Origin of the sequence: Paraburkholderia sp. UCT31 (assembly GCF_014397655.1) — a bacterium.
Classification (GTDB): domain Bacteria; phylum Pseudomonadota; class Gammaproteobacteria; order Burkholderiales; family Burkholderiaceae; genus Paraburkholderia; species Paraburkholderia tuberum.
Genome location: NZ_VZQP01000126.1, coordinates 1 through 5,931 on the forward strand (window position 1 = coordinate 1; position 5,931 = coordinate 5,931).

The 5,931-nt window shown below is 59.7% G+C and carries 5 protein-coding genes; all 5 read right to left on the minus strand.

The features are described from left to right. Nucleotides 1-559, minus strand: a 559-nt coding sequence (locus F6X40_RS40705; RefSeq protein WP_187631783.1) for a hypothetical protein, incomplete at its 3' end; no start/stop codon positions are given. A gap of 13 nt (nucleotides 560-572) precedes the next feature. Next, the gene (locus F6X40_RS40710; protein ID WP_187631784.1) at nucleotides 573-2,096 is read right to left on the minus strand and encodes a hypothetical protein; all 1,524 of its coding nucleotides are present in this window, start codon (nucleotides 2,094-2,096) and stop codon (nucleotides 573-575) included. Nucleotides 2,097-2,212: 116 nt separating this feature from the next. Beyond that, a complete protein-coding gene (locus F6X40_RS40715; RefSeq protein ID WP_187631785.1) occupies nucleotides 2,213-4,450 on the minus strand; it encodes an AAA family ATPase in 2,238 nt (745 codons plus the stop codon). Between the two features lie 141 nt (nucleotides 4,451-4,591). Continuing rightward, on the minus strand, nucleotides 4,592-4,930 hold the full coding sequence (locus tag F6X40_RS40720; protein ID WP_187631786.1) for a hypothetical protein: 339 nt from the start codon (nucleotides 4,928-4,930) through the stop codon (nucleotides 4,592-4,594). Between the two features lie 96 nt (nucleotides 4,931-5,026). Further along, nucleotides 5,027-5,931: hypothetical protein (locus F6X40_RS40725; protein ID WP_187631787.1), on the minus strand; the 905-nt coding region annotated here is incomplete at its 5' end.

Below are 5,931 nucleotides of genomic sequence, written 5' to 3' on the forward strand. Positions count from 1 at the left end.
ACCCACCACCCGAACCGCCCCCGTTTGAGCTGACCGGATTACCGCCTACCTCATAGTGGGCCGTGAGCTGCTGAAAGACCGACGTGGGGAGCTTGAACGTAAAGGTCGCGGTATCCGCGACCGTGTAGGTGCGGCGCTCCTTGTCGAACGCCGCAACGTAACCTGCGAGAAACGCTGTCTCTCGAAGCGCTTCCTCGGTGTCCGCGTGGTCGAAGTCGACCGTGACCTTGCGGGTCGCATCAACGTTGTCGGCGAAGACGACAGAGTATCCCGCCTTATGCGCGGCTTCCATCATGAGCGGCCCGAAGGGCGCTGCGCTCGCCTTCAAGGTGAGGGTTCCCTCAGCAGGAGCGTTCTTGACGGTGCGAAAAGCGAGATACGGCTCGTCGATGTTGTTGACAGGATTTTCGCGAGCCGGCGTCGTTGCGAACGCCTTAATAGCGTGGGTGGTTCCGTCATTCACATCCTGTGCCATCGTCCGGTGCGAAAAGTCGCGCAAGGCGCAGCCGTTCAACATCACCACAGCGGATACAGCTGACACCAATAGCTTACGGCGCATCTACATGCACTCCTTAATTGACACTTGAATCGACCGGCCGGATAACGGCCAGCTTGGACGGGTTGTAAAAGTCCGCGACGAGCCCGAGTTTGGGCAGTAGCTTGGAAAGGATTTCCTGCGCATCGCGTCCTTCCAGTGAGACCGGGTACTCGGCCTGCATATCAGTCGACGCTTTCCATTGCATGTCCCAGCCCTGCGCGCGGAAAAAGCTCTTCAGCGAATTGGATAGCGAATCACCCTTGAGGACCGTAAGCTTTACGGCGGCCGGCGCTACCGTTGCTGGAATCGCTTCCGCCACCGGAGGTGTGGCCTGGTTCGTGGCCGAGCGCACCGATTGTGGGCCTGAGGCATCCGGCGCCGTTGCCACTGAGTACGGTGCAGGGGATGCGCGATTTGCAATAGGTCCGGAAAAGGGAACGTCGATGACCGAAACCGCTTCGCTGCGAGTGCTGCGGGGGACGACGCGATAGACGTTCGAGCTGCGGTAGACCTCGATGGCGACTGGTGAGTCTCGCTCGCCCATGGCTCGCTGGAGTAGCTTCGCGTCTTCGCCCGGGTCCACACCCAGCACGGTGACGGCGCCAGGAATACGAGCATCAGGCGCGTCCCAGGACAGCGTGTACCCGTGCAATTCGGCAACGCGCTCGAGAAGGCCTTTAAGCGAACCGCCTACCTGAGACAGCGCGCCATTTCGCGGCATCGCGGCTTCTGTCAGAATGGCCTTGGTAAGGGGGCTGCGGGTCGCTTCCGTCGAGGGGGCCAACACGCCGGCTACGGGTGGAGCGGCTGACGCAGGCATCAGCCCTGCCGACGAGCCCATCTGTTTGTTGACCACGCCGATATCGAGATTCGTCGCGACGTTCGTTGACGCCTTGCTCGGAGCGCCAGTGGGCGAGGTCGCTCCGACAGGGAGTGCCGAGGTCTGCCCTCGCTCGGAAGTAGCGCCGGCTACGGGTGCCGGGGCTCGAGCCGCAGCGGCCTTCAGGTCGGCAATCTTTTCCGCGAGGGAGCGCGCCGGCCGCGCGCCGGGCGCTGACACGTCGGCAGCGGAAGGTTGTTGCGTCTGCACCGCCTGCGAAGCCACCGGGGCCGTCGGTTTTTGCACGGACGCGGCTGGCGTATCGGGCGCGTACGCAGGCAACGGAGTCGTCGCCGCGTTCTGAATCTGTTGCACCTTCGCCTGTTCTTTCAGCGCAACGTCCGGCGGTTCGATAGTCACCGTCTTTGCGTGCCAGTCAAGTTTGATGGCCAGATTGTTCTGGTCCGCAAGGTCCTCGATGGCCCGCATCCAGGGGTCGCCGGCCTTCCACGACATGGAGTCGGGAAGATGCACCGCCTTGTGAATGTAAAGGGTCCATCCCTGCGGCAAGACAGTGCGAAGCCCCGTCTTTGCGGGAACGTCCATGCCGTACGTTTTCAGGAGAGGAACTTGCTCGTCGGGGGAGCCGACGTTGCTCATTGACGCGAAGGCGCCGCCAGAAAAAGTGGCGGCGAGAGCCAAAGCGAGCAGTTTTGGCTTCAGTGCTCGAAAATTCATGTAAGGCCTTTTTCTCGGGAATGTGGTCTTATTCGATTTGTATAGCGATGCGGATTGCTTGTTGAATATAGCCACAGTGCTCCGGTCGCCCATTTCGCGGTTTTGACGCTTTCACATCAGCCCATGCTGTAACGGTTCGCTTCCGCTTTACGGAGTTCAACTTCGTTGGACAACTGCTCGAGCCACTCGGTGGGGGCAAGGGACTGGTCGAGCAAAATGCACATGTTCTTGACAGTCGCGAAGTCGCCTGGTGTCAGCCCTTGTATGAACGTGAGCGCTTCTTTCAACTCGGCAATCCGCTCAACGGCAAGGTGCTCAGGAACCAGACCCGTTTCGTTTAAAAACATCTCCCACCGCTGCTCATGCGACAGCGGCAAAAACTGGAGCTTGAACGGAAAGCGGCGCATCACCGCAGCGTCGACCTGGTTCATCAGGTTCGTGGCGACAATGAACGTCCCGTTGAATCGCATCATGCGTTGCAGCAGCTCATTGACCTTCGACACTTCGTGGTCGCGCTCTGCGAGTTGACGGGAGCGCAGGAACGAGTCCGCCTCGTCAAGGAAGAGGATGGAGTCGTCGGCTTCCGCGTCCGAGAACATCTGCGCGATGTGCTTTTCGGTTTCGCCGATGTATTTGTCAAGCAGCTCGGAGGCGTGTTTGGCGAGAATCGGCTTGCCGAGTTCTGCCCCGATGTGGTCGACGAGTTGCGTCTTACCGGTTCCCGGTGCGCCGTAGAACAGCAATCTGGTGTTGGGCCGCTTCTTCAGCGACTCGATTATTTTGTCAACGCCGAAAGCACCGGCCAGGTTCAGATATTTAGTGCTGTACTTGGTCACAGACGAGACGGCGGCTTCTTTCTCATCGCGGCGCAATGCCCGACGTGCGCGCATTACCGCGCGTCGAACCACTGCTTCCTTTTCTTCGACGCCTTGAAGCTCAAGGGAATCGGCCAGCGCGACAGCGGATTTAAGTTGCTGCTCAGAGAGGCCGTTAAGGCGTGTCAGTTCAGCCCGCAACGATTCAGACAGCTGAAGGCCTGCGATGTACGCCTCAACCTGAGCTTGCCGCTCGGCACGGGAGGCTGGATGGAGCTCACAATGGAAGATAAAGCGCGCGACGTTCTCCTCGCTCATCTGCGCGAGCGCGCCTGTAAGCCACAGCGTCGTGACTGGGCTTTCCTCCAGCAAAAGCTGGTCAAGACTCGTGCTCTCGTCGTCCTCGTCGCCCGCAGGACCGAGGAAGAACCGCATCAGCGAGACCTTCGTACGGGTGAGGACCTGATGTGCCTTGTCGACGACAAGAACGCTGCGCTGCCCGTCCGCGAAGGCCTGAGCAACCAGCCGTTGGGCCAGCAGTGCTGCAGCCGGCAAGTCTTCGTCAGGGATGTGCTTTGCGCGGAGGACGTAGCCCGTCAGGCCGTGTGCTGCCAGGAGGTCGGCGACGAAGTTGACCCGCTCCACTTCTTTGTCGCTGTGGATAAGAATGTTCGGGTGGCTGAAGCCCGGCGCGGTCAGGACTTTGTCAAGAATAGCGCGGTCCTCAGCGGGCACGCGCGACATTGATGCGGCCCCAGTCGCTTTCTGCAGAGGCTGTAAGAGGCGCGTGAAGAGTGGTGTTGAGACATCTTCAATCAGGAAGTCGCGCCAGAACGACGAAACGAGCGGTACCGCAGTGCGCCAGTCTGCCTTTACAAGTCCCGACTTTACAAGGGCGCTATCGTCGGAAAGCGTTTTTTTCAGCTCCTGTGGCGAGCAGCCGAATACAGCAGGCCACGCTGCCTGTGCAACGGCCTTGTTGTTCGCGAGGGCCTGAACAAGTAGCTGAAAGTCTGTGCTGAGTGAGGCCGCGATGGAAAACAGCAGCAGTTCTTTTTCGAGGGGGCCAAGTTGCAGCACCTCGGCGAGTGCGTTGACGTTGGAGCCAATCGGAGTTTTTTTGAACGCGCTGTCCGATATCAAGACACTTTCGAGCGCGACGATAGCCTTCGGGGTCGCCGTGAAATGCTCTCGGAATTCAGTCTGCTTCTGGGTGATGCGGTGAAACGCGCCGATGGCGAAATGAAAGCGCTGTGCGTACTCGCCGCTGACGGCCCGGTTGAAGTGGGAGCGCAGGTGCTCGACGAGCTCCATTAGCTCGCCCGGCGTAACGTCGTCGGCCAACGCTTCGCGCATCTGCATTTCGGTGTCGCCGGGCCACTCGATGTGCGGGATGGAAGTCGCGAAGAAGGTCGCGAACATCAGAGGGTCGGCGCAAACCCGGTCGAGAAAAGCTGGTTCGCGTGATAGACGTGCGAGCCAGACATGCAAATGCGGCAGTGCAACGGTTTTTCGCGACAGGCCGTCAATCGGGTCCATGGGGGTCTCGCATCACAAGTCGAAGTGGCTTGTGTAGGAAGACGATTTAGACTCGACAGACGGGTGAGGCAGCCGGTTCTTGAAACGAAAAAAAGCGCCCCTTGGGGCGCTTTTCGTCGTGCGGCCTACTATAGAGTGGACTCAGTCGTTCATGTGCGGGGAGATGCCTGCCATGTTGCCGTGGATATCCACTCCTGCCGACATAATGCTTCCCGACGTGGGGTGAATTTCCACCCCGGAGTCGAAGCCGGGGGAGGAGTCGTCGCTGAATCCGCCCGGGCCGGGCCGACCTTTAATTTTGTCGAACGCAAACAGGCAAGCCGTGTGAAAGATGCCGACCACGAGCACAATCGGCAATTGCTCACGGCACTGGATTCCAAATTGCTGCCAGGTGTGCGCGCCTGAGCTGAAGAAACACAGTACGCTCACGGTGAAAATCACCCCGGTAATCAAATACAGCGTTTGGTTCGACAAGCGCATGTTCAGGCCTTTACGGTCAGTTTGTATTTACAAAATAACATGCGTATTAGCTTTTGTCCAGGGGTATGGCGCCCGCCATCGACGGCGGGCGGAATATCATTTTGCAAAGACCGCTACGACTCCCGCGAGGTTCCCTGCAGCTCCCACGAGAATGCCCGTGCGCGCAATCCCCGTGGCGGTGGATGTACCCTCCGTGAAGCCCCACGCGTTCCCGGTCGCTCTTACACTGCCGCCGAGAGGGCTATAGCTGTTCACAAAGTCGTTCGCTTGCGTGGCGTTGTTGTTCACCGTTGATGTGATAGCGTTAGCCGAAGACTTAATGAATGCCCTGTTATCCGCCAAAGCGCTGGTGGCGGCGCCCGTCGTCTTCGCTACCCCTGCGCTGGGGTTGGCGCCGCCAAAATCGAGGTTGACCGGTCCACGGCCTGCGCTCAGGTCCGCGACCATTGCGCTTTCCGCCGCTCCCATCCCCGAGCCAGCATGAGAGATGCCCCCCAGCATATCTCCATGAGCGCTTTCCGCACTGTGGTACGCCGCCATCCCCGCCGCATTGTGATTGTCGAAGGCGCTGCCGAGCGAAGACCGCTCGAAGGAGTTCGCGGAGGGTATCGCAGCGGCAGCTTGTTCGAACATATCATTGGACTCGGCCGTAAAGCGTACATTGCGCGAATGCTTTACCGAATCTGTGAGTGAAGCGTCCTCTCCTTTCGACCAGCTTTGGCCGCTTCCTTTTGAATGGCTTCCCGTTATGTCGTCGCCCGCATTCATCTTGCTACTGTTACCTTGCGACGCCGTTTGACCGACAGAGTTCTGCGCACTGGTGGCCGCGTCGACCCCGGTACTCGCGGTTTTTGTGAGGGATGCAGTGTCGGCGGCGCTCGTGCCGTGCGCTGACTTCTCCGCTTGGCCTGCGCCTTCAGCCGCCTGCATCGTGTGCGCGGTGGATTCCTTACCAGACAGTCCCGAGTTCGCGTTCAGGGAAACCGGGCCCATGCTAATCC

Excerpts from the sequence above, each read along its gene's own strand:
- F6X40_RS40710 (WP_187631784.1), bottom strand. The coding sequence starts at position 2,096 with ATGAATTTTCGAGCACTGAAGCCAAAACTGCTCGCTTTGGCTCTCGCC.
- F6X40_RS40715 (WP_187631785.1), bottom strand. The coding sequence starts at position 4,450 with ATGGACCCGATTGACGGCCTGTCGCGAAAAACCGTTGCACTGCCGCAT.
- F6X40_RS40720 (WP_187631786.1), bottom strand. The coding sequence starts at position 4,930 with ATGCGCTTGTCGAACCAAACGCTGTATTTGATTACCGGGGTGATTTTC.